The organism is Staphylococcus sp. MB377 (genome assembly GCF_001922505.1).
In the GTDB taxonomy this organism is placed as follows: Bacteria; Bacillota; Bacilli; order Staphylococcales; family Staphylococcaceae; genus Staphylococcus; species Staphylococcus haemolyticus.
This window is the reverse complement of the sequence record NZ_MAON01000033.1, coordinates 208,082-230,975: the sequence shown is the minus strand read 5'-3', so window position 1 is coordinate 230,975 and position 22,894 is coordinate 208,082. Positions and strand designations below refer to the sequence as shown.

Here is a 22,894-nt window from a genome sequence, read left to right as displayed (position 1 = left end):
TGGTTGAGGATATGAAAGTGCCTTTTTTATTTAAATAATAAGTAATGTAGAGTGTGAAAAGTTATTGTATAAACCATACATTCGTTATGGCACAGGTTATATGCTAAAATATAATAAAATCACACTGGAGGTATACGCTTTGAATAAATTAGTTTTAATTGATGGTAATAGTTTAAGTTTTAGAGCATTTTATGCATTACCACTACTTTCTAACAAAGCAGGAATACATACGAATGCAGTATACGGTTTTGCTATGTTATTGGAAAAGATTATAAGAAAAGAACAACCAACACACTTTTTAGTTGCGTTTGACGCCGGCAAAACAACATTTAGACATTCAAAATTTAGTGAATACAAAGGCGGAAGACAGAGTACCCCACCTGAGTTAAGCGAACAGTTCCCATACATTCGACAATTATTAGATACTTACCATATAAAGCACTATGAGTTAGAAAATTATGAGGCTGATGATATTATAGGCACATTAAGTAAAGAAGCTAACGAGCAAGGGTTTGAAACGATTATTGTTACTGGTGATCGAGATTTGACACAGTTAGCAACTGATAATGTTACAATTTATTACACTAAGAAAGGTGTAACAGATGTTGATCATTATACTCCAGAATTCATTAATGAAAAATATGATGGACTTAACCCAAGTCAAATTATAGATATGAAAGGACTTATGGGTGACACATCTGATAACATCCCTGGCGTTGCTGGTGTAGGTGAAAAGACGGCTATCAAATTATTGAAACAATTCAATACTGTTGAAGGTGTTTATGACAATATAGAATCTGTTTCAGGAAAAAAATTAAAGGAAAAACTTGAAAACAGTCGTGAAGATGTATTTATGAGTAAAGAATTAGCAACAATTAATAAAGATAGCCCAATTGAAGTTGCATTACAAGATACTAAGTTAGAAAATCAAGATGATAATAAAGATAAAATTGAATTATTCAAAAATTTAGAATTCAAACAATTATTATCTGATATAGATAGTAATAATACTGAAGAGAATCACGAGGATAAAGTCATTGAAGTGAGTAATGATTTTAACAACATAAATTTTAAAGAATTAAAAGAAGCTGTGATTCACATCGAAGTAGATGGTACCAATTACTTACAGGATACAATTTTAAAATTTGGATTTTATGATGGAGTGGACCATGTTGTAATAGCTTCCGATCAACTAAAGGAATATCCTGAATTGATTAAATGGCTAGAGAATGATACTACAGAAAAAATTGTTTATGATGCTAAAAAAACATACGTTGTTGCGCATAGATTAGATATAGATATAAAAAATATTGTATTTGATGTTATGTTAGCAAGTTATATTATTGATCCATCGAGAACGATAGATGATGTAAATTCTGTAGTAAGTAATTATAATCAAAATTTTGTTCAAGATGATATTTCAATTTATGGCAAAGGGAAAAAGCGACATGTTCCAGAAGACGCAATTTTAAATAAGCATATTGCTACAATCACAGAGGCAATTTATGCCTGCAAACCTGAAATGGTTGCTGAATTAGAATCGCACCAACAAATTGATCTATTGTTAAATTTAGAACTTCCACTTGCACGTATTTTAAGTGAAATGGAAGAAACAGGAATTTATACGGATATTAATGATTTAAAACAAATGCAGTCTGAAATTCAAGAAAAATTAGATTTACTAATAAGTAATATTCACGAAGCGGCTGGGGAAGAATTTAACATTAACTCTCCTAAACAATTAGGTGTAGTATTATTTGAAACACTAGAACTACCTGTCATTAAAAAAACAAAAACTGGATATTCTACTGCAGTTGATGTGTTGGAGCAGTTACAAGGTCAGCACCCAATCATTGACTATATACTTGAATATCGTCAATTATCAAAATTACAATCCACTTATGTAGAGGGATTACAAAAAGTCATAAGTAAAGATAACAGAATTCATACTCGCTTCAATCAAACATTAGCACAAACTGGTCGTTTATCAAGTGTAGATCCTAATTTACAAAATATACCTGTCCGTCTTGAAGAAGGACGTAAGATTAGAAAAGCTTTTAAGCCTACTTCAAATGATAGCGTGATATTATCAGCTGATTACTCTCAAATTGAATTACGTGTACTTGCTCATATTACCCAAGATGAAAGTATGAAAGAAGCATTTATCAATGAAAGAGATGTTCATACTGCTACTGCGATGAAAGTATTTGATGTAGAAGCGAATGAAGTTAACGCTTTAATGAGAAGACAAGCTAAAGCTGTTAACTTTGGAATAGTATATGGTATTAGTGATTATGGTTTGAGCCAGAGCTTAAACATTACTCGAAATAAAGCAAAATCATTTATAGGTGATTATTTGGAAAGTTTCCCAGGTGTAAAACAATACATGTCTGATATTGTTAAAGATGCGAAAGCAGATGGATTTGTTGAAACATTATTGCACCGCCGTAGATATATACCAGATATTAATAGTAGAAACTTTAATTTGAGAGGTTTTGCTGAACGTACGGCAATGAATACTCCAATACAGGGTAGTGCAGCAGATATTATTAAATTAGCAATGGTAGAATTTGATAGACAAATTAAACGAACGTCATATCATGCTCAATTATTACTACAAGTACATGATGAATTAATTTTCGAAGTACTTGCAAATGAAGTTGAAGATTTTAGTTTATTTGTTGAGGAAATTATGGAACACGCATTACAATTAGATGTGCCGTTAAAAGTAGATTCCAACTATGGATCTACATGGTATGATGCAAAATAGAAAGAGGAATTAGAAATGCCAGAATTACCAGAGGTTGAACACGTTAAAAGAGGTATAGAGCCTTATATATTGAATGCAACTATTAAAAGTGTGACATTTTCAAACAAAGTTATTGAGGGTAAACAACAAGGAAAAGAGACAATTATTAAAGGAATTAATTTGGATGGTTTCAGATTGAATAGTGAAAGTTTTAAAATAAAATCCGTTGATAGAAGAAGTAAATATATTGTTTTCACTATTGAAAAAAATAACAACCAGCGTATTATATTAAGTCATTTAGGTATGGCAGGCGGATTTTTTATTGTCGATAAATTATCAGATATTAGTACACCTAACTATCGAAAACATTGGCATGTTGTGTTTCATTTAGATAATGGTAAACAACTTGTTTATTCTGATATTAGACGATTTGGTGAATTAAGAAATCTGGCTACTTATAATGATTATCCAGCTTTTCTTGAAATTGCGCCTGAACCTTTTGATGACAATGCATTAAACTATTTTTTAGACCGGATTAAACTTAAGAAATACCAAAACAAACCTATTAAACAAATGTTGCTTGATCATAAAATGATAGCAGGTTGTGGAAATATTTATGCATGTGAAGCGTTATTTAGAGCAGGCGTTTTACCTGAGAGAAAAGTAAAAGATGTATCTAATCAAGAACGACAAATGTTATTTTATTATGTTCAAGAAGTATTAAATGAGGGTATAAATAATGGCGGTACTAGCATTTCTGATTATCGTCATGCTGATGGCAAAACAGGAGAAATGCAATTACACTTAAATGTATATAAACAAAAGACATGTAAAATATGTGGTCATGATATTGAGCAAAAAGTCATTGCATCGCGAAATAGTCATTTTTGTCCACATTGTCAGAAATAAAGGTGAGTGAATATTTATGCCAAAAGTTATTGGATTAACAGGTGGTATTGCCACTGGAAAGTCAACGGTTTCTGAGTTATTAACAGCATTTGGTTTTAAAGTTGTTGATGCTGATATAGCTGCAAGAAAAGCTGTTGCAAAAGGAACCAAAGGTTTAGAACAAGTTAGAGCAGCTTTTGGTGATAGTGCTATCACTGAGGAAGGTGAAATGGATCGCAAATATATAGGTGAAATTGTTTTTAATCACCCAGAGAAACGTTTAGAGTTAAATGATATTGTGCATCCTATAGTTAGAGAAATAATGGAAGAAGAAAAGCAATCATATCTTAATCAAGGTTATGATGTCATTATGGATATCCCGCTTCTTTTTGAAAATGAATTACAAAATACAGTTGAAGAAGTATGGTTAGTATACACGTCTGAAAGTATTCAAATTGAGAGATTGATGGAGCGAAATCAATTGTCGCTAGAGGATGCGAAAGCGCGCGTTTATAGTCAAATATCAATAGATAAAAAGAGTAGAATGGCAGACCATGTTATTGATAACCTAGGGGATAAGTTGGAACTGAAACAAAACTTAGAACAGCTATTGACTGATAAAGGTTTTATTAACAAAGATATATAAAATTTGCTTAAGCAATTATTTATGCTTCGGCTCTAGTAGATGAATGATGTAAATGTCAAATTTTTACATAGAGAAGTCTATTAGAGCTTTTTGTTAATCAAATATTGTCGATTAAAAAATTTTTTAAAATTAATAGAAAACGCTTTCAAAATCAAATTATTATGTTACACTATTTTTATAAAGTATAACATATAAACAAACGATCAAGGGGTGCTTTAAATGTCAACAAATATTGCAATTAATGGTATGGGTAGAATAGGTAGAATGGTGTTAAGAATCGCATTACATAAAGAAGATTTAAACGTTGTAGCGATTAACGCAAGCTATCCACCTGAAACAATTGCACATCTAATAAATTATGATACTACTCATGGTAGATTTGATAAAAAAGTAGAACCAATTGAGAACGGTATCCGTGTCGATGGACAAGATATTAAACTTGTTTCTGACCGTAACCCTGAAAATTTACCTTGGAAAGACTTAGACATTGATATTGTAATTGAAGCTACAGGTAAATTTAACCATGGCGATAAAGCAATAGGTCATATTAATGCAGGTGCTAAAAAAGTATTATTAACTGGTCCTTCTAAGGGTGGCCATGTACAAATGGTGGTTAAAGGGGTAAATGATAACCAATTAGATGTAGATACATATGACATTTTTAGTAATGCATCTTGTACAACTAACTGCATTGGTCCGGTAGCAAAAGTGCTTAATGATAAATTTGGCATCGTTAACGGTCTTATGACAACAGTACATGCGATTACTAACGATCAAAATAATATTGATAATCCGCATAAAGATTTACGTCGTGCACGTTCATGTAATGAAAGTATTATTCCAACTTCAACTGGCGCAGCTAAAGCTTTAAAAGAAGTACTTCCAGAATTAGAAGGTAAATTGCATGGCTTAGCTTTACGTGTGCCAACTAAAAACGTGTCACTTGTAGACTTAGTTGTAGATTTAAAAGAAGATGTTACAGCTGAACAAGTCAATGATGCATTCAGAAATGCTGGCCTAGATGGTATTCTAGATGTAGAAGACGCGCCACTAGTATCAATGGACTTCAATACAAATCCTAATTCAGCAGTTATTGACGCTCAAAACACAATTGTGATGGATGATAATAAAGTAAAAGTGATTGCATGGTATGATAATGAGTGGGGCTACTCAAATAGAGTAGTTGAAGTTGCTCAACAAATTGCTAAATTAATTGCCTCTGAAAATGTTGCAACGGTTAACTAAGAAGATATCACTATAAATTAAAACGAGACTGTTAAATCTTTTGACTAAGATTTGATAGTCTCGTATTTTATTTTTATGTGATTTTGTATTTAAACTTTCACACATTCTTGTCATTTAAGAAATATATTATGCATATAACTAGATTCTTATTAAGATACTTTTGTTTTAGTCTAATTTAAATGAGAATTAGACTTCTTTTGTCAAGAATGCTTTTATAGTATAATAAATCATAATCTATTCAAGAGGGTGAAGATATGAAATGCCCAAAATGTAGTTCAACACATTCGCGTGTAGTTGATTCTAGACATGCCGATGATGCAAATGCAATTAGAAGAAGAAGAGAATGCGAAAATTGTGGTACTCGATTTACGACGTTCGAACATATAGAAGTAAGTCCATTAATTGTAGTAAAAAAAGATGGAACTCGAGAACAATTTTTAAGAGAGAAAATTTTAAATGGTCTTGTTAGATCTTGTGAAAAGAGACCAGTACGTTATCAACAATTAGAAGATATTACTAATAAAGTTGAATGGCAGCTACGTGATAGCGGACAAACTGAAATATCTTCACGAGATATTGGTGAACATGTTATGAACCTGTTGATGCATGTCGATCAAGTTTCTTATGTGAGATTTGCTTCAGTTTATAAAGAGTTTAAAGATGTTGATCAATTGTTAGCATCAATGCAAGGTATCTTGAACGATAATAAACGGAGTGATATATAAATGAGTTTACAATCGTATGAGTATGGTTTGAGTCCACATGACGGTTTTAAAGTGTATCGTCAGTTCCAAATAAATCATAATCATTTGGAAATACTTAATAGATTGTATATGCCATTAATTGGCGCGCAAGCGATAGGTACATATCACTTTATGAACCAATTCGTGAATAGTGATGACACATTAACGCATTACACAATAATGAATGAATTGAAAATGAATTTATCAGAATTTAGACAGTATATGGATTTATTGGAAGCAATCGGTTTATTTAAAACATATGTAAAGCATGATGAACAACAATCATTTTTTATTTACGAATTGATACAGCCACCAACTGCCTATCAATTTTTTAATGATCCTATGTTATCAATTTATCTATATAACCAAGTCGATAAACAACGTTTTAAAAGCTTAAAAAATTATTTTAAAAAGCATGATTTTGATTTAAGTGGGTTTCAACAAGTAACTCGCAAGTTTACTGATGTTTTTAAAATTCCACACTCAAGCGTTACTATTGATGCTTCATCAATAAAAAAAGAAAAACCATATCATGGTATAGATTTATCCAATGTATCATTTGATTTTGAGATTTTAAAAGAAATGCTACGTCATCATTTTATTAGCGATGAAATTATAACTAAAGAAGCTAGAGATTTAATTGTTCAATTGGCTACATTGTATGGTTTAACAGAAGATGCTATGAAACGAATTATATTAAATTCTATTACAAGTAATCAACAATTATCATACGAAGAAATGAGAAAGCATGCGCGTTCGTATTATTTAATTGAACATAATCAACAATTACCTGAACTAGAGACTAAGGCTAGTAATCAAAATGAAGTGAATAGTAACAATCAATCTGTGTCTTCAAGTCAACCCACTTCAAATGATGATTGGTTTCAATTGTTAGAGGAAACAAGTCCAATAGATATGTTGGCGTCATGGTCAGAATCAGAACCAACATTTCAACAAAAGAAAATGATTGAAGAGTTAGTTGAAAGAGAAAAATTAAACTTTGGTGTAATTAATATTCTTTTACAATTTGTAATGCTAAAAAATGAGATGAAACTACCTAAAACATATATTTTAGAAATCGCATCTAATTGGAAAAAATTAAGTATTAAGACTGCAAAAGAAGCATATAACTATGCGTTAAAAGCAAATGAATCAAAATCAGAAAATAAAGGTAATGACCAACGTCAATCAAGAAAACGTTATTCAAAATCACGTGAGATTGTATCTAGAGAAAAAACACCTAAATGGTTAAAAAATAGAGGTCAAGAAAATACTGATAAAGAAACGACTAAAGAAGAACAAGAACAGTTTGAAAAGGAAAGAGCTGCGTTTCGTGAACAATTAAAACGCGATTGGGAGGAGGATTAAATGAAATCATTCAATAGTATTATCAAATCAAATGGCGATTTAGAAAAAAGAATTGCTAAAATAAAAAAACAAGTCGTCAACGATCCTGATGTTAAATCATTCTTAAATGAACATCAATCTGAATTAACCAATGAAATCATTGATAATGACTTAAATGTGTTACAAGAGTATAAAGATCAACAAAAAAATTATGATGGGCATGATTATGAAAATTGTCCAAACTTTGTTAAAGGTCATGTACCTGAATTATATATCGACAATAATAGAATTAAAATACGTTATAATATGTGCCCTTGCAAAATTAAACACGATGAAGAAAGGTTTAATTCTCACTTAATCACATCACACCATATGCAACGTGATACATTAAACGCTAAGATGAAAGATATTTATGACACTGATTTGAACCGATTAGTTATTGCTAAAAATGTAAATGATATCTGTAAAAAATTAGTTAATGGAGAAAATGTAAAAGGAATGTATATTCACGGTCCATTTGGAACTGGGAAATCATTTATTCTAGGTGCAATTGCCAATCAACTTAAAGCTAAAAGTGTTGCTTCTACGATTGTTTATTTACCTGAATATATTCGCACGCTAAAAAGTGGTTTCAGAGATGGTAGTTATGAAACAAAGTTACAACGAATACGAGAGGCAAATATATTAATGATAGATGATATAGGTGCGGAAGAAGTAACACCTTGGGTTAGAGATGAAGTAATTGGACCATTACTACACTATCGCATGGTTCAAGAACTACCAACGTTTTTCTCATCCAATTTAAATTTTGATGAGCTAGAACATCATTTATCTATCACACGTGAAGGTGCGGAAGAAACAAAAGCTGCTAGAATTATTGAAAGAATTAAATCTTTATCAACGCCATATTATTTGGATGGTAAAAATTTAAGAAACAATTGAAATTTAAAATAACTATTGTATAATTAAGATAAATCTTAATCGTTGAAATAATTGAAGATATGATAATTTAATCCATGTTATACAGCGAGCTAATAAATGATGAGAGATTAGCTAACAAATTAAATTATTACTCCTTCATCATTAGGTGTTGGTAATCAATGCCCGGCTCAAGACCGTTATCTTAAGTAGAGATATTTAGCTATTGCTAAATAACTAGGGTGGTACCACGACGAACTCGTCCCTTTTTTAGGGGCGAGTTTTTTTATTTCAACGAAATTAGAATTTATTTATGGAGGTTTTATAATGGATCAAATAAATGTTCAATTCCCAGATGGTAATTCGAAAGCGTTTGATAAAGGCGTAACAACTGAAGAAATTGCACAATCAATTAGCCCTGGATTAAGAAAAAAAGCGGTTGCTGGTAAATATAATAATCAAATGGTTGATTTAACTAGACCATTAGAAGAAGATGGTTCAATTGAAATTGTGACTCCAGGTAGTGATGAAGCGCTTGAAGTTTTACGTCATTCTACTGCCCATTTAATGGCCCAAGCTTTAAAACGTTTATATGGGGATGTTAAGTTTGGAGTTGGCCCTGTTATAGACGGTGGGTTCTATTATGATTTTGATATGGATGAAAAGGTTTCGTCAGATGACTTTGAAAAAATTGAAAAAACGATGAAACAAATTGTTGATGAAAATCATAAAATTGAACGTAAAGTTGTATCAAGAGAAGAAGCTAAATCATTCTTCAAAGATGATCCTTATAAATTGGAATTAATTGACGCTATACCTGAAGATGAAAGTGTTACTTTATATTCACAAGGTGAATTTACTGATTTATGCCGTGGTGTACACGTTCCTTCAACTTCAAAAATCAAAGAATTTAAATTACTTTCAACTGCCGGTGCATATTGGCGCGGGGATAGCAATAACAAAATGTTACAGCGTATTTATGGTACAGCATTCTTTGATAAAAAAGATTTGAAAGCACATTTAGAGATGCTTGAAGAACGTCGTGAGCGTGATCATCGTCGAATTGGTAAAGATTTAGAGCTTTTCACTAACAATCAATTAGTAGGTGCAGGTCTTCCATTATGGTTGCCTAATGGTGCTACAATCCGTAGAGAAATTGAACGTTATATAGTTGATAAAGAGGTAAGTATGGGTTATGACCACGTATATACTCCAGTGTTAGCAAATGTAGAGTTATACAAAACTTCTGGACACTGGGATCATTATAGAGATGATATGTTCCCACCAATGAAATTAGACGAAACAGAAGAAATGGTATTACGACCTATGAATTGTCCACATCATATGATGGTCTATAATAATCGTCCTCATTCTTATCGTGAACTACCTATCCGTATTGCAGAATTAGGAACTATGCACAGATATGAAGCCAGTGGTGCTGTATCAGGATTACAACGTGTACGTGGAATGACATTAAACGATTCACACATATTCGTTAGACCTGATCAAATTAAAGATGAATTTAAACGTGTTGTTAACATGATTCAAGAAGTATATAGTGACTTTGGCTTTGAAGATTACACATTCAGATTAAGTTACAGAGATCCAGAAGATAAAGAGAAGTATATGGATGATGATGAAATGTGGAACAAAGCTGAGACTATGTTAAAAGAAGCAGTCGATGAAATGGGATTACCATATGTTGAAGCAATTGGTGAAGCAGCATTCTATGGTCCAAAACTGGATGTTCAAGTTAAGACTGCTATGGGTAAAGAAGAAACTTTATCAACTGCTCAAATTGATTTCTTATTGCCAGAACGTTTTGAACTAACATACATCGGTAGCGATGGTGAAAATCATCGTCCAGTAGTTATTCATCGTGGCGTAGTTTCAACTATGGAACGATTTGTAGCGTTCTTAACTGAAGAAACTAAGGGTGCATTCCCAACTTGGTTAGCACCTAAACAAGTTGAAATAATACCTGTTAATGTTGACTTACATTATGACTATGCTAGAAATTTACAAGATGAATTAAAATCACAAGGTGTACGTGTAGAAATTGATGACCGTAATGAAAAAATGGGATACAAAATTCGTGAAGCACAAATGCAAAAAATACCTTATCAAATAGTTGTTGGTGATAAAGAAGTTGAAAACAATCAAGTCAATGTACGTAAATACGGTTCTCAAGATCAAGAAACAGTTGAAAAAGATGAATTTATTTGGAGTTTAGTAGATGAAATTCGTTTGAAAAAACATAGATAGTCTTGATAAAAATGATAGCTTAATGTATATTACTATATAGTTAATTAAAAAAGAGTTAGAGGTTGCGTCTTTAATTAGTAACACTTCAGAAGTTATTAAGGAACGTATGTTGAAAGTGTGGAAGGTAAAGATGCCGAAATGAATGATAACCTTAATTATCATTTGTTGGGACAGTTATCGAATAGAAACTGTACTGTCACAATTTGTGATGTGCTACCGACATAGATTAAGCAGATGGTTGCATATCAAAAGGTATGCAACCATTTTTTTATGCTTTAAAGAATTATAAACTATTTGGAAGTATAATTTGAATGCGTTCATAATCATCGCATAACACAACAAAACTATTTTAGTTAGCCTCTACTGTAAGAAAGGGAGCTTCTATGAAAAAAGTCGAAAATCAAGATGATGGAATCAAAAGAGGACTGAAGGACCGCCATATTTCTATGATAGCAATGGGTGGTTGTATCGGTACCGGATTATTTATGACCTCTGGGGGAGCAATACACGATGCAGGGGCACTAGGTGCTTTAATTGCATATGCGATTATTGGAGCTATGGTATTCTTCCTCATGACATCTTTAGGTGAAATGGCAACGTATTTACCAGTGTCTGGTTCATTTAGTACTTACGCAACACGTTTTGTAGATCCATCATTAGGATTTGCGTTAGGTTGGAACTATTGGTTTAACTGGGTTATTACAGTTGCAGCAGATGTAACCATTGCTGCACAAGTCATTCAATATTGGACACCTATGGCTGGTATTCCAGCATGGGTTTGGAGTTGTATATTCTTAGTTATTATATTCGCACTAAACTCTTTATCTGTTAGAGTTTATGGTGAAAGTGAATATTGGTTCGCTTTAATCAAAGTTGTAACAGTCATTATCTTTATCATTATTGGTCTTTTAACGATACTAGGTATTATGGGTGGAGAATTTGTAGGTTTCGAGACATTTACGAAAGGTGACGGACCAATACTAGGTGGTAACTTAGGTGGGAGTTTATTATCAATACTAGGCGTCTTCCTAGTTGCTGGATTCTCATTCCAAGGTACAGAATTAATTGGTATTACAGCTGGAGAATCTGAAAATCCAGAACGCGCTGTACCTAAAGCTATTAAACAAGTATTCTGGAGAATATTATTATTCTACATATTAGCAATATTTGTTATAGGTATGTTAATCCCTTACGATAGTAATGCATTGATGGGTGGCGATGATAATATTGCGACTTCTCCATTTACACTCGTGTTTAAAAATGCAGGGTTAGCTTTTGCGGCATCATTTATGAATGCAGTTATTTTAACATCAGTATTATCAGCAGGTAATTCAGGTATGTATGCCTCAACACGAATGCTTTATTCGATGAGTAAAGATAAATTAGCTTTTCGTTCGTTTGGTAAAACGAATAAATATGGTGTTCCTTATCTATCACTAGTTGGAACAGCGATTTTAGTAGTTATTATTTTCTTAGTGCAAAAACTAAGTGGTGATGCATATGAGTATATAGTTGCTGCTAGTGGTATGACTGGCTTTATCGCATGGGTAGGTATTGCAATTAGTCATTACAGATTTAGAAGAGCTTTCGAAAAACAACATCATAGTAAAAGGGAATTGAAGTATAAAGCTAAATGGTTCCCATTCGGTCCTATATTCGCAGGCTTGCTCTGTGTTATTGTCATAATTGGGCAAGATGTTGATTTTATTAAAACAGGTCATTTCGATTTAAATCGCTTCATTATCACATATATGGGAATCCCAGTTTTCTTAGTATTCTTTATTTATCATAAATTGAGATATAAAACGAAGATAATTCCATTAGATAATGTAGATTTAAGACAAGATGTTTCAATGGATGAAGTAAAACATCACTAATATTAAAATAATTGTTGACTTATATGATATACACTGATATGATTATTAACGTTGAATACGAAACGTACCAAGTAGAAACACCCGTTTCTCACCTGTAGCGACGCTTAAAGCAGTTGGCAGGTCAATCATGTCACACATAAATGTGTATGAGAGAAGAGCGGGCATAATTTGTCCGCTCTTTTTGCTTGGAAAATTTCGTAAAATTTTGGGAGGTGTCAACCATAGCAAAAGATCAAACGCAAGTTAACGAAAAGATTCGCGCTAAAGAATTACGTTTAATTGGCCAAAATGGTGACCAAATTGGTGTTAAATCAAAACGAGAAGCATTAGAAATGGCTGAACGTGTTGAATTAGATTTAGTAGTTGTAGCACCAAATGCTAAACCACCTGTTGCAAGAATTATGGATTATGGTAAGTACAAATTCGAACAGCAGAAAAAAGAAAAAGAAATGAAAAAGAAACAAAAAGTTATCAATGTTAAAGAAATACGCCTAAGTCCAACTATTGAGGAACATGATTTCCAAACTAAGTTGAAAAATGGTCGTAAATTCTTATCTAAAGGCGATAAATGTAAAGTTTCTATTCGTTTCAGAGGTCGTGCAATCACTCATAAGGAAATTGGTCAGCGCGTATTAGAAAAATTCGCTGACGAATGTAAAGATATTGCCACTGTTGAACAGAAACCTAAAATGGAAGGGCGTCAAATGTTTATCATGTTAGCGCCTATAAACGAAAAATAATTCACTATTATTAGGAGGAAATGAATCATGCCAAAAATGAAAACTCACCGCGGAGCAGCTAAACGTGTTAAAAGAACTGGTTCAGGCCAATTAAAACGTTCAAGAGCTTTCACATCACACTTATTTGCAAATAAAAATACTAAACAAAAACGTAAATTACGTAAAGCTAAATTAGTTTCTAAAAGCGATATGAAACGAGTAAAACAATTATTAGCTTATAAAAAATAATTGTAATTGATAAATGAACGATAATTAATTGTTATATCTAAGGAGGAATTTAATATGCCACGAGTTAAAGGTGGAACAGTAACAAGAGCACGTCGTAAAAAAACGATTAAATTAGCTAAAGGTTACTTCGGTGCTAAACACACACTATATAAAGTAGCAAAACAACAAGTAATGAAATCAGGTCAATACGCTTTCCGTGACCGTCGTCAACGTAAACGTGATTTCCGTAAATTATGGATTACACGTATTAACGCAGCTGCACGTCAACATGACATGAGCTATTCAAGATTAATGAATGGCTTGAAAAAAGCTGACATCAATATTAACCGTAAAATGCTTTCTGAAGTTGCTATTTCAGATGAAAAAGCTTTCGCAGAGTTAGTATCAAAAGCTAAAGAAGCTTTAAAATAATTAACTTTTCCGAGCCTGTGACATAATCTAATGTCTCAGGCTATAATTATATATTGGCAACAGTTGCTTGAATTAAATTTTCATTTGTAACAAGTTTTTAATTCTAAACAACTTTGTCGGGGGGGGGATGATGAAATGAATTTTTAAAAATATTATTTCTGTTCCACTCCTTTTTTATTTTAACCATCAGGTGAATAGGACATTATTAATTTATGCACCTTTATTTGTTGTTTAATGATTTAGTTTGATAAAATGCTAATTAAGAAACTAATGTAAGGAGAACATTATGTCTAAATATGATGAACAAATAATAGTAGTATCAAGAGATATCCTTTTTGAACAAGAGTCAAATGCTTTTAACGGCTTTTTAACTAAAAATGATCCACAAGGTAAAGCGATATTTAATACTTTTTCTAATTATGAAGTTAAAAGACGTGGAGATATGGAAGAAGATCCTTCGTATAAACAATTAATATCATATTGTCTTTTAGAAAATGAGAAAAATGAAATATTAGTATACAAAAGATTAAGTGGTGGTGGAGAGTCACGTTTACATGGTCAATCTTCTATCGGTGTAGGTGGACACATGAATGATGTGATTGGCGCAAGTTCTGTAAATGAAGTTTTAAGGGTAAATGCTCAAAGAGAGCTAGAAGAAGAAGTCGGTTTATTAGAAGCTAATTCTCAGAATTTGGAATATATAGGTTTTATAAATGATGATACAAACGATGTGGGTAAAGTACATATAGGTGTAGTCTTTAAAATTAAAGTTAACTCAAATGATATTGAAGTACGTGAAACAGATACATTAAAAATTCAATGGTTAGAAAAAGAGCGTATTGGTAATTATGATGAATTTGAAACATGGAGTGCATTAATTTTAAAAGATTTATAGGAGGGATACAACATGTCAGACATCATCCCTTTTCCAAAACTACAGCAAAAATTGTATAAAGATATTAAATCATCTCATAACAGTCAACATTACGAAACGGTATATCAATTAATTGAAGATTATGAAGCACAATTTGAACTAGATGAGACATTAGCCTTAATTAAATGTGATATGTTATATCATTTGAATTCGTTTTTGGAGTTAAGAGAAGAAGCTATTGTACTTTTAAAAAGAGGTATTCAAGCGTATGATGAGTTAATGTTATATTATATCAAGGCGTTAAATGGCTTAGGTCAGTATTATGAGTCTGTAAATGTTATCAATCAAATTATAGACGAAGTTCAAAGTCACAAAACAAGAATGGCGTTATTTCCATTAAAAGAATATGCTCAATCTCAACTCAATGAAGATAAACATATCACAAGCCAATCATTGGCTAAATTTAATACACTCAATTTGAATGAACAAATACAATTAGTTCTTAAATTAATTGATAATGGGCATTATGAATTTAAAGAAACTATAGCCTTTTTATTATCTAATGAGGTTGAGGCAGATAATTTAAAAAGTTTAATGCTAGAATTTTTAAGATTTGCTGGCTACAATATACCAATTAATATTAACAAGATGAATTATACAGTTAACGTTATTCCTAATGAGCTTAATGGTTTGGAACATACTGAACTTAAAACTCAAGTAATTCCTCGAGTAATTGATAAACTAGAAAATGGAGCACTCAATATCATTGATGAAGCAATACATACCATGAATAATCATGCTATATTACTATATCCACTCAATATATTCGATTTATACACCTGTGATGATTGGATTACTGGTTATGATGTTTACTTTAAATCAATGATTGGTATACAAACTAATAAAGGAAATGTAAAAATATTAAATTTTATTAATAGTCTTGATGGTCAACTTTGAGCAAATTATTTTATATTGTTAAATTAATTCGTTAAAGTTAGATTATTGAATTTTAAAAGTGTTTTAAGCCCTATAAAAGACTGTTTGTGTCCGTATAGGACGTGTGCTATAATAGGGAAGTTGAAAAAATAAAAATGTAATCATGGAGGTATTTATACATGACAGCAACTTGGGAAAAAAAGGAAGGTAACGAAGGATTATTAAAAGTTACAGTTCCAGCAGAAAAAGTAGACAAAGCATTAGATCAAGCATTTAAAAAAGTAGTTAAACAAATTAACGTGCCTGGTTTCCGTAAAGGTAAAGTGCCTCGTCCTATCTTTGAACAACGTTTCGGTGTAGAAGCATTATATCAAGATGCAGTAGATATTCTATTACCTGAAGCATATGGTGAAGCTATTGATGAAACTGGAATCAATCCAGTAGCTCAACCAGAAATTAATGTTACACAAATTGAAAAAGGTAAAGATTTTGAATTTGAAGCTACTGTAACTGTTGAACCTGAAGTTCAATTAGGTGATTACAAAGGTTTAGAAATAGAAAAACAAGATTCAGAATTAACTGATGAAGATTTACAAGAAGCAATTGACCACAGCCTTGGACACTTAGCTGATATGGTAGTTAAAGAAGATGGTGCTGTTGAAAATGGAGATACAGTAAACATTGACTTTGATGGCTATGTTGATGGTGAGCAATTTGAAGGTGGACAAGCAGATGGTTATGATCTTGAAATTGGCTCAGGCTCATTTATTCCTGGATTTGAAGATCAATTAGTAGGCGTTAAAACAGGTGAAGAAAAAGATGTAGTTGTAACTTTCCCTGAAGAATATCATGCTGAAGAATTAGCTGGCAAAGAAGCTACTTTCAAAACTAAAGTAAATGAAATTAAATATAAAGAAGTACCTGAATTAGATGATGAAATTGCAAATGAATTAGACTCAGATGCTAACAGTGTTGATGAGTACAAAGAAAACTTACGCAAACGTTTATCAGAACAAAAAGCTGAGGAAGCTGAAAATGTTGAAAAAGAAGAAGCAATTAATAAAGCAACTGATAATGCTACAATCGATATTCCTCAAGCAATGATTGACACTGAATTAGATCGTATGGTTCAAGAATTTGGTCAAAGAATCCAACAACAAGGATTAGATTTACAAACTTACTTCCAAATTTCAGGTCAAGATGAATCTCAATTAAGAGAACAAATGAAAGATGATGCAGAACAACGCATTAAAACAAACTTAACACTTTCAGCTATTGCCGATAAAGAAAATATTGAAGCAAATGATGAAGATATCGAAAAAGAATTAGAAAAAATGAGTAAACAATTTAATATCTCAGTTGAAGATATTAAAAATACTTTAGGTAATACTGACATTATTAAAAATGATGTACGTATCCAAAAAGTAATTGACTTACTTAGAGACAATGCTAAATACGTTGAATCTACTAAAGAAGATAAATAATAATTCATTGTTAAATTAATAATTAAAATTTAAAGTAGCAGGTGCATCAATATATGTAACCTGCTACTCTATATTTTAAGCATTTTAGTTGTTAACCATGAATTTGCATTGTAGAATGCTATCTAGTATAGTCGTTTAAGAATAGAGGTGTAAATGAATGTTTAAATTCAATGAAGATGAAGAAAATTTAAAATGTTCTTTCTGTGGTAAAGACCAAGACCAAGTTAAGAAATTAGTCGCAGGAAGTGGCGTATATATCTGTAATGAGTGTATCGAACTATGTTCAGAAATTGTAGAAGAAGAATTAGCTCAAACGACTTCTGAAGAGTTTACTGAACTGCCTACACCGAAAGAAATTATGGATCATTTAAATGAATATGTTATTGGTCAAGAAAAAGCTAAAAAATCTTTAGCAGTTGCCGTATATAATCACTATAAACGTATCCAACAATTAGGACCTAATGAAGATGAAGTTGAATTACAAAAAAGTAATATTGCTTTAATAGGACCAACTGGTAGCGGTAAAACATTATTAGCACAAACATTAGCTAAAACTTTAAACGTTCCATTTGCTATTGCAGATGCTACAAGTTTAACTGAAGCAGGTTACGTTGGTGACGATGTAGAAAATATTTTACTACGATTAATTCAAGCAGCTGACTTCGATATTGATAAAGCTGAAAAAGGGATTATCTATGTTGATGAAATTGATAAGATTGCCAGAAAATCTGAAAACACATCAATTACGCGTGATGTATCTGGTGAAGGTGTTCAACAAGCCTTACTTAAAATTTTAGAGGGTACGACTGCAAGTGTGCCCCCACAAGGTGGACGTAAACATCCCAACCAAGAATTAATACAAATTGATACAACAAATATCTTATTCATTCTAGGTGGTGCTTTTGATGGCATCGATGAAGTAATTAAACGTCGCTTAGGAGAAAAAGTGATTGGATTTGCAAGTAATGAAGCGGATAAATACGATGAGGAAGCATTGTTAGAACAAATTCGCCCAGAAGATTTACAATCATATGGTTTAATTCCTGAGTTTATTGGTCGTGTGCCAATAGTTGCTAACTTAGAAACATTAGATGTAGAAGCGCTTAAAAACATTTTAACGCAACCTAAGAACGCTTTAGTAAAACAATATACTAAAATGTTAGAACTTGATAATGTTGAGTTAGAATTTACCGAAGAAGCATTAGCTGCGGTAAGTGAGAAAGCTATTGAGCGTAAAACAGGAGCACGTGGATTACGTTCTATTATTGAAGAAGCATTAATCGATATTATGTATGATGTTCCTTCATCAGAAGACGTAACTAAAGTTGTTATTACTGATAAAACAATTAATGATGAAGTTGACCCAGAATTATACGATTCTGAAGGTAACTTATTGAATGATAGTAAAACATCAGCATAATATAAGTTATTTAAGTTTGAGTACGCTCTGTAAAGATTGCGCCGAACAAGTGAAATGTTTTTTAGATCCTATAAACAATTAAAGTTGGAGTGGAACATCGAATTCTATTTGAATTCTGTTCTGCTCCTTTTTTAATTAAAAAATTGCTTATTTAGATATAATGAAATATATATTATAATGAAACAGTTAAATTTAATTACAAAAGAGAGGATAATTTATGAATATTAATCCTAATAACATTGATTTGATTATAAGTGCTGTACAAGAGGCTCAATATCCTGATACAGGTTTATCTGAAGTGGCATTAAGTGGACGTTCAAACGTTGGTAAATCTTCTTTCATTAATAGTATGATTGGCAGAAAAAATATGGCTCGCACGTCGCAACAACCAGGTAAAACACAAACATTAAATTTCTTTAATATTGATGATCAATTAATATTTGTCGACGTCCCTGGATATGGCTATGCAAAAGTGAGTAAATCACAACGCGAGAAATTTGGTAAAATGATTGAAGAATATTTGACTAAGAGAGAGAGTTTAAAGCTAGTCATTCAACTAGTTGACTTACGACACAATCCAACTGAAGATGATGTTTTAATGTATAATTACTTAAAACATTTTGATATACCTACACTAGTTATTTGTACTAAAGAGGACAAGATTGCAAAGGGTAAGATTCAAAAGCATATTAAAAATATTAAAGAGAAATTAGATTTAGATCCAGATGATACGATTATTAGTTACTCATCAATTCAAAATACAAAGCAGCAACAAATATGGGATTTAATTGCTGATTATTTATAATTATTTTAATCTAAGCAGGGGTCAAACTTCTGTTTAGATTTTTTAATGGGATAAGTGTCAAAATTTTGACTTCAAATTAGAATCTTTCTAATTTGTTTGAGCAATCAACTTAAAATCATTAAATAATGTGTTATAATATCAGTATTGTTAGTATTTGGAGGGCGTTATAAATGCATTTTATTGCTATAAGTATAAATCATCGCACTGCTGATGTAGCACTTAGAGAGCAAGTAGCTTTTAGAGATGATGCCTTGCGATTAGCCCATGAAGATTTGTTCGAAACTAAATCTATTTTAGAGAACGTCATTTTATCTACATGTAATCGTACTGAAGTATATGCTATTGTTGATCAAATTCACACAGGTCGTTACTATATTCAAAGATTTTTAGCGCGTTCATTTGGATTTGATGTAGATGATATAAAAAATATGTCAGAAGTTAAAGTGGGGGACGAAGCAGTTGAACATTTACTGCGAGTCACTTCTGGCTTAGATTCAATTGTATTAGGTGAAACTCAAATTCTTGGACAAATGAGAGATGCATTCTTTTTAGCTCAAGACATTCAAACAACTGGTACAATTTTTAATCATTTATTTAAACAGGCTATTACTTTCGCTAAAAAAGCTCATAATGAGACTGACATAGCAGATAATGCTGTGAGTGTTTCATATGCAGCAGTTGAATTAGCTAAAAAGGTATTTGGTAAACTAAAAGGTAAACGAGCTATTATTATAGGTGCAGGGGAAATGAGTGAATTATCACTCTTAAATTTATTAGGTTGTGGCATTGATGATATTACTGTCGTTAATAGAACTGAAACTAATGCGTATAAATTAGCAACGAAGCACGACGTAAATTATAATAAACTTGAGTCATTACCAACTCTTTTGACTAATGCTGATATTGTTATCAGTTCAACAAGTTCGCCAGATTTTATTGTTACAAAATCTATGATTGAGTCGGTCAATCTTAATAGAAAAGCTTCTTCATTATTGTTAATAGACATTGCGGTTCCTAGAGATATCGAACCAAATGTTAATATCAGCGAAAATATTTTCAGCTATGACGTGGATGATCTTAAAGGTTTAGTTGATGCTAACTTGCGAGAACGTCAGATGGCAGCTGACTTTATAGCAAGTCAGATTCCTGATGAAGTCCAGGCTCATAATGATTGGGTAAATATGTTAGGTGTTGTACCTGTAATTAGAGCATTGCGTGAAAAAGCAATGACAATCCAGTCAGAAACAATGGATAGTATTGATAGAAAGCTACCTGATCTTAGTGATAGAGAACGTACAATCATTTCGAAACATACTAAAAGTATTATTAATCAAATGTTGAAAGATCCAATAAAACAGGCCAAAGAATTGAGTAATGATAAGAGAAGTAATGAAAAATTAGAGCTATTTCAAAACATATTTGATATTGATGCTGCAGACCCTTACGAGGATATTAAAGCTCGTAAAGCACAAAAAGAAGTTTCTATCCGTCACATCTTTAGTTTTGAATAAGCATATTAATATGGTGATAATATGCAAGAGACCCTGTTTATTAGATTTCATGAAATAATATTAATTATATATTTAATTAGTATTCTCTGTTATTTTATAGATTTCGTTAAAAAGAGTCATAAAATTAGAGAATTAGGAATTTATACATTAGGGATTGTTTGGATATTGCAAACAATCTCTTTGTCTGTTTATATCACTTCGCATAATCAAATTCCGGTGAGTTCATTATTTGATGTATTTTTCTTTTTATCATGGATAATTATATGTATAGCACTGGTTTTAAATGTAGTTAAAGTATTAAGTTTTTCAGTATTCTTTCTCAATGTTATTGGATTTATATTATTGATGATGAATACTTTTCAACCTGAACATTACTCAACAAATGTGCAACGTATTACAGTTATAAATGAATTGTTATTAGTGCATATAGGCTTAGCGGTATTAAGTTATGCTCTTTTTGCATTAGCTTTTGTAAATTCATTACTTTATATTATTCAATACCGCAATTTAAGGGAAAAGAATTTTGATCAAAAATACTTTAGAATTGGTAGCGTAGCCACACTTGAAACGGTTGTGTTTTATTCATCTTTAAGTGGTTTCATTATTTTAATTTTGAGTATTATTTTAGGCGCACAGTGGGGTGTCTATGCAATTGGACATAGTATTTTTGCTGACCCTAAAGTAGTACTATCTTCTATTATTACAATTTTTTACGCTATTTATCTACTAAGTCGTATTAATCGATGGTTTAAAACAATTTATTTAATTTACTTTAATATTATGTTATTTTGCTTATGCATGATTAATCTATTTTTCACAACACATTTCACTTAAAATTTCAAATGTCATTAGGAGGCAACAATTATGCGCAAATTGGTTGTAGGCTCACGTAGAAGTAAGCTTGCCTTAACTCAGAGTCAACAATTTATAGATAAGTTAAAAGCGGTGGATCCAACCCTTGAAATAGAAATTAAGGAGATTGTCACTAAAGGTGACCGCATCGTAAATAAACAATTATCTAAAGTGGGCGGTAAAGGACTATTTGTTAAAGAAATCCAACAAGAACTTTTTGACAAAGAAATTGACATGGCAATACACTCACTTAAAGATGTACCAAGTATCATTCCTGAAGGTTTAACAATAGGTTGCATACCTGATAGAGAAGTTCCATTTGATGCTTATATTTCTAATAATCATATACCTTTAAATGAATTACCGGATGGTAGTATTATTGGTACGAGTTCATTAAGACGTGGTGCTCAAATTTTATCTAAATATCCAAACTTAGAAATTAAATGGATAAGAGGAAATATTGACACTCGACTTAAAAAATTAGAAACAGAAGATTATGATGCAATTATTTTAGCTGCTGCAGGACTTAGACGTATGGGTTGGTCAGATGATATTGTAACGACATATCTGGACAAAGATATTTTATTACCAGCTATTGGACAAGGTGCATTAGGTATAGAGTGTCGTAGTGATGATGTCGAACTATTGGAATTATTAAGTAAAGTTCATAATCAAGCAGTAGCGAATTGTGTTATAGCTGAAAGAACATTCCTTTCAGCTATGGATGGTAGTTGTCAAGTACCTATTGGAGGGTATGCAACTAATAAGGAGAATGGTGAAATTGAATTTACTGGGTTAATTATGACTCCAGACGGTACAAAGAGATATGAGCACACAGAAGTTGGTAAAAATCCTGTTGATTTAGGTGAAACAGTCAGCCGTGTTTTAAAAGAGCAGGGTGCCTATGAAATAATCAAAAAACTAAATGAAGAACAAGCGCATTAAACCATATTGT

20 protein-coding genes, 1 riboswitch and 1 other annotated feature are annotated in these 22,894 nt (G+C 31.7%); all 20 genes read left to right on the top strand.

Going from position 1 to position 22,894, the window contains the following annotated elements:
* The first annotated feature begins 139 nt into the window (after window positions 1–139).
* The 20 genes from polA to hemC all read left to right on the top strand — a co-directional run bounded on the left by polA (window position 140) and on the right by hemC (window position 22,884).
* The gene (gene polA / locus BB045_RS08255; RefSeq protein ID WP_075140665.1) at window positions 140–2,770 is read left to right on the top strand and encodes a DNA polymerase I; all 2,631 of its coding nucleotides are present in this window, start codon (window positions 140–142) and stop codon (window positions 2,768–2,770) included.
* A 15-nt stretch (window positions 2,771–2,785) separates the two neighbouring features.
* A complete protein-coding gene (mutM, locus tag BB045_RS08250) occupies window positions 2,786–3,658 on the top strand; it encodes a bifunctional DNA-formamidopyrimidine glycosylase/DNA-(apurinic or apyrimidinic site) lyase (RefSeq protein WP_070441151.1) in 873 nt (290 codons plus the stop codon).
* 16 nt (window positions 3,659–3,674) lie between these two features.
* Window positions 3,675–4,283: a dephospho-CoA kinase gene (coaE, locus tag BB045_RS08245; protein ID WP_070441148.1), complete on the top strand. Its 609-nt coding sequence runs from the start codon at window positions 3,675–3,677 to the stop codon at window positions 4,281–4,283.
* Between the two features lie 219 nt (window positions 4,284–4,502).
* Complete coding sequence (gene gap / locus BB045_RS08240) at window positions 4,503–5,528, top strand: type I glyceraldehyde-3-phosphate dehydrogenase (protein ID WP_070580866.1); 1,026 nt, start codon at window positions 4,503–4,505, stop codon at window positions 5,526–5,528.
* 254 nt (window positions 5,529–5,782) lie between these two features.
* Complete coding sequence (gene nrdR, locus BB045_RS08235) at window positions 5,783–6,253, top strand: transcriptional regulator NrdR (protein WP_037551021.1); 471 nt, start codon at window positions 5,783–5,785, stop codon at window positions 6,251–6,253.
* Window positions 6,254–7,639 (top strand): replicative helicase loading/DNA remodeling protein DnaB, encoded by a 1,386-nt coding sequence (dnaB, locus tag BB045_RS08230; RefSeq protein WP_075140664.1) that lies wholly within the window; start codon window positions 6,254–6,256, stop codon window positions 7,637–7,639.
* A complete protein-coding gene (dnaI, locus tag BB045_RS08225) occupies window positions 7,640–8,560 on the top strand; it encodes a primosomal protein DnaI (protein ID WP_053024752.1) in 921 nt (306 codons plus the stop codon).
* A gap of 303 nt (window positions 8,561–8,863) precedes the next feature.
* Entirely contained in the window at window positions 8,864–10,801 is a 1,938-nt protein-coding gene (gene thrS, locus BB045_RS08220) for a threonine--tRNA ligase (protein ID WP_070441139.1), read from the top strand.
* 48 nt (window positions 10,802–10,849) lie between these two features.
* Window positions 10,850–11,025: riboswitch (Lysine riboswitch) on the top strand.
* A gap of 159 nt (window positions 11,026–11,184) precedes the next feature.
* Window positions 11,185–12,678 carry an amino acid permease gene (locus BB045_RS08215; RefSeq protein WP_070441136.1) on the top strand — a complete coding sequence of 498 codons (1,494 nt, stop codon included), beginning with the start codon at window positions 11,185–11,187 and terminating at the stop codon, window positions 12,676–12,678.
* Between the two features lie 63 nt (window positions 12,679–12,741).
* Window positions 12,742–12,868 (top strand) — a sequence feature (ribosomal protein L20 leader region).
* Window positions 12,869–12,890: 22 nt separating this feature from the next.
* Window positions 12,891–13,418, top strand: coding sequence for a translation initiation factor IF-3 (gene infC, locus BB045_RS08210; RefSeq protein ID WP_029376631.1), 528 nt, complete (start codon window positions 12,891–12,893; stop codon window positions 13,416–13,418).
* Window positions 13,419–13,445: 27 nt separating this feature from the next.
* Window positions 13,446–13,646: a 50S ribosomal protein L35 gene (gene rpmI / locus BB045_RS08205; RefSeq protein WP_002448990.1), complete on the top strand. Its 201-nt coding sequence runs from the start codon at window positions 13,446–13,448 to the stop codon at window positions 13,644–13,646.
* Window positions 13,647–13,700: 54 nt separating this feature from the next.
* The gene (gene rplT / locus BB045_RS08200) at window positions 13,701–14,057 is read left to right on the top strand and encodes a 50S ribosomal protein L20 (protein WP_011275545.1); all 357 of its coding nucleotides are present in this window, start codon (window positions 13,701–13,703) and stop codon (window positions 14,055–14,057) included.
* A gap of 286 nt (window positions 14,058–14,343) precedes the next feature.
* Window positions 14,344–14,952 carry an NUDIX domain-containing protein gene (locus BB045_RS08195; RefSeq protein ID WP_070441133.1) on the top strand — a complete coding sequence of 203 codons (609 nt, stop codon included), beginning with the start codon at window positions 14,344–14,346 and terminating at the stop codon, window positions 14,950–14,952.
* Window positions 14,953–14,964: 12 nt separating this feature from the next.
* Complete coding sequence (locus tag BB045_RS08190) at window positions 14,965–15,888, top strand: hypothetical protein (protein ID WP_070485020.1); 924 nt, start codon at window positions 14,965–14,967, stop codon at window positions 15,886–15,888.
* A gap of 158 nt (window positions 15,889–16,046) precedes the next feature.
* Window positions 16,047–17,351 carry a trigger factor gene (gene tig, locus BB045_RS08185; protein WP_070860968.1) on the top strand — a complete coding sequence of 435 codons (1,305 nt, stop codon included), beginning with the start codon at window positions 16,047–16,049 and terminating at the stop codon, window positions 17,349–17,351.
* A gap of 157 nt (window positions 17,352–17,508) precedes the next feature.
* A complete protein-coding gene (gene clpX, locus BB045_RS08180) occupies window positions 17,509–18,771 on the top strand; it encodes an ATP-dependent Clp protease ATP-binding subunit ClpX (RefSeq protein WP_033080133.1) in 1,263 nt (420 codons plus the stop codon).
* A 217-nt stretch (window positions 18,772–18,988) separates the two neighbouring features.
* Window positions 18,989–19,576: a ribosome biogenesis GTP-binding protein YihA/YsxC gene (gene yihA / locus BB045_RS08175; protein ID WP_070580861.1), complete on the top strand. Its 588-nt coding sequence runs from the start codon at window positions 18,989–18,991 to the stop codon at window positions 19,574–19,576.
* Between the two features lie 170 nt (window positions 19,577–19,746).
* A complete protein-coding gene (gene hemA, locus BB045_RS08170) occupies window positions 19,747–21,087 on the top strand; it encodes a glutamyl-tRNA reductase (RefSeq protein WP_075140663.1) in 1,341 nt (446 codons plus the stop codon).
* A 21-nt stretch (window positions 21,088–21,108) separates the two neighbouring features.
* Window positions 21,109–21,921, top strand: coding sequence for a cytochrome c biogenesis protein (gene ccsA, locus BB045_RS08165; RefSeq protein ID WP_070441118.1), 813 nt, complete (start codon window positions 21,109–21,111; stop codon window positions 21,919–21,921).
* 30 nt (window positions 21,922–21,951) lie between these two features.
* Window positions 21,952–22,884: a hydroxymethylbilane synthase gene (hemC, locus tag BB045_RS08160; protein ID WP_070441115.1), complete on the top strand. Its 933-nt coding sequence runs from the start codon at window positions 21,952–21,954 to the stop codon at window positions 22,882–22,884.
* The last annotated feature ends 10 nt before the right edge of the window (window positions 22,885–22,894 follow it).

Bases quoted from the DNA above. Each gene is read 5' to 3' on its own strand.
- mutM (WP_070441151.1), top strand. From the start codon at position 2,786: ATGCCAGAATTACCAGAGGTTGAACACGTTAAAAGAGGTATAGAGCCT.
- coaE (WP_070441148.1), top strand. From the start codon at position 3,675: ATGCCAAAAGTTATTGGATTAACAGGTGGTATTGCCACTGGAAAGTCA.
- gap (WP_070580866.1), top strand. From the start codon at position 4,503: ATGTCAACAAATATTGCAATTAATGGTATGGGTAGAATAGGTAGAATG.
- nrdR (WP_037551021.1), top strand. From the start codon at position 5,783: ATGAAATGCCCAAAATGTAGTTCAACACATTCGCGTGTAGTTGATTCT.
- dnaB (WP_075140664.1), top strand. From the start codon at position 6,254: ATGAGTTTACAATCGTATGAGTATGGTTTGAGTCCACATGACGGTTTT.
- dnaI (WP_053024752.1), top strand. From the start codon at position 7,640: ATGAAATCATTCAATAGTATTATCAAATCAAATGGCGATTTAGAAAAA.
- thrS (WP_070441139.1), top strand. From the start codon at position 8,864: ATGGATCAAATAAATGTTCAATTCCCAGATGGTAATTCGAAAGCGTTT.
- BB045_RS08215 (WP_070441136.1), top strand. From the start codon at position 11,185: ATGAAAAAAGTCGAAAATCAAGATGATGGAATCAAAAGAGGACTGAAG.
- rpmI (WP_002448990.1), top strand. From the start codon at position 13,446: ATGCCAAAAATGAAAACTCACCGCGGAGCAGCTAAACGTGTTAAAAGA.
- rplT (WP_011275545.1), top strand. From the start codon at position 13,701: ATGCCACGAGTTAAAGGTGGAACAGTAACAAGAGCACGTCGTAAAAAA.
- BB045_RS08195 (WP_070441133.1), top strand. From the start codon at position 14,344: ATGTCTAAATATGATGAACAAATAATAGTAGTATCAAGAGATATCCTT.
- BB045_RS08190 (WP_070485020.1), top strand. From the start codon at position 14,965: ATGTCAGACATCATCCCTTTTCCAAAACTACAGCAAAAATTGTATAAA.
- tig (WP_070860968.1), top strand. From the start codon at position 16,047: ATGACAGCAACTTGGGAAAAAAAGGAAGGTAACGAAGGATTATTAAAA.
- clpX (WP_033080133.1), top strand. From the start codon at position 17,509: ATGTTTAAATTCAATGAAGATGAAGAAAATTTAAAATGTTCTTTCTGT.
- yihA (WP_070580861.1), top strand. From the start codon at position 18,989: ATGAATATTAATCCTAATAACATTGATTTGATTATAAGTGCTGTACAA.
- hemA (WP_075140663.1), top strand. From the start codon at position 19,747: ATGCATTTTATTGCTATAAGTATAAATCATCGCACTGCTGATGTAGCA.
- ccsA (WP_070441118.1), top strand. From the start codon at position 21,109: ATGCAAGAGACCCTGTTTATTAGATTTCATGAAATAATATTAATTATA.
- hemC (WP_070441115.1), top strand. From the start codon at position 21,952: ATGCGCAAATTGGTTGTAGGCTCACGTAGAAGTAAGCTTGCCTTAACT.